This window comes from Teichococcus vastitatis (assembly GCF_003604215.1).
Lineage (GTDB): Bacteria > Pseudomonadota > Alphaproteobacteria > Acetobacterales > Acetobacteraceae > Pseudoroseomonas > Pseudoroseomonas vastitatis.
Window position 1 is genome coordinate 1 of sequence record NZ_QXGS01000149.1, and the last position, 1,408, is coordinate 1,408.

Consider the following 1,408-nt stretch of genomic DNA (forward strand, 5'->3'; position numbering starts at 1 on the left):
TGTCCTGAAGGGTCATCAGCTTACTGGTATGTTAATTAAATTCTGCTTAGAGAACAACATCCCGGTGCCTCGCAATAGCAAGCGATTCAGCTGTCTGCATGGCGATAGGCTTGCACTTTCCATCGAGTATGCAACTGAGTGCTTGACCGAATAGGGCAGAAAATCTGCAGTGCTCTCTTGAGGGTTCCGTTGCAAAGATTGCCGGCAGCCGTGAATAGCCACGATGGCAGCCAAATCAGGCGGCGGGAAGATACAGCTCGTTGATGAAGTTGGCCTGGGCCCGCATGTCCCGTCCGCCGATATCCCGAAGCTGCCCCTTCCTGATCATCGCCATCGCCTCGTAGCCCGCCAGTGTTCGTCGTGCTGTATGGAACCCGCTGAAGCCGAGCCCTGGTCTGATCAGGCGCTTCACACGCCGGTGGTCTTGTTCCACAATGTTATTCAGGAACTTGCATCGTCGCAGGCGGGCAAAGCACCACAACTTGCCGCCCGCTTTCATCTCTGCCGTGGCGCACGGGTAAGCGGGATTCTTGTCCACCGTAATGGTGCGCGGGTTCACTGTATGTGGCTGTCCAAGCGCCTTGCGGAAGAAGCGCTTCGCGGCTTCGGCATCCCGCCTGGCCGAGAGCAGGAAGTCGATGGTCTGCCCACGGCTGTCGACCGCCCGGTACAGGTAGGTCCAGCGCCCCTTCACCCGGACATAGGTCTCGTCAACCCTCCACGATCCGTTGGACAGGCGTAGATAAGGCCGGAGCCGCCGCTCCAACTCCGGTGCATAGGCCTGGATCCACCGAAAGATAGTGGTGTGCGCGATGCTGACACCGCGGTCCTGCAGCATGAGCTCGAGGTCGCGGTAGCTGATCGGGAACATTAGGTACCAGCGCACTGCCCAGAGGATCACCTCCGCCGTAAACTGCCGACCTTTGAAGGTCAGATCCGTCCGGAGTTTCGCCAGCTGTCGTCGTGCCATACCCCAGCTTGGCCCCGATCGCGCCAGACCACAAAAGATGCAACAGAACCGCCACGTCGGAATTCTCTTTCGCGAGCAACCGCGCCGTTGTCAGCCCGATGCCAGGCGTCCGGTGATCACCGCCACCTTGCCGCCGAGTTCGAGATCCATGCGCCGCGCTCACTGTTGTTCGCAGTGGGAATCCTACCACCATCGGTGGTGAGTACTGGACCAAGACGATAACAGGAAAAGGCTGACGCAATGCTGGAGGCGCGGCTCCTCCTCCCTGAGCACCTCTGCCTGAGCCGCCGCCCCAGATGTCCTTGACAGGCTAAGCAGGTTTTCATCATCCTCCCTGCAAGGGGACATCCGCGATCGCCCCGTGAGGCTTTGGCCGAAGCATCGCGTCCGGTACTCCACAGTTGAGGGAGAGGACGCTCGTGCCCGCACCTGACACCA

General features: G+C 59.8%; 1 protein-coding gene. It reads right to left on the reverse strand.

All coding sequences use genetic code 11. The features are described 5' to 3' along the window. Window positions 1-235 precede the first annotated feature (235 nt). Window positions 236-970 carry an IS6 family transposase gene (locus tag D2K64_RS23585; protein ID WP_120010851.1) on the reverse strand — a complete coding sequence of 245 codons (735 nt, stop codon included), beginning with the start codon at window positions 968-970 and terminating at the stop codon, window positions 236-238. Window positions 971-1,408: the final 438 nt, after the last annotated feature.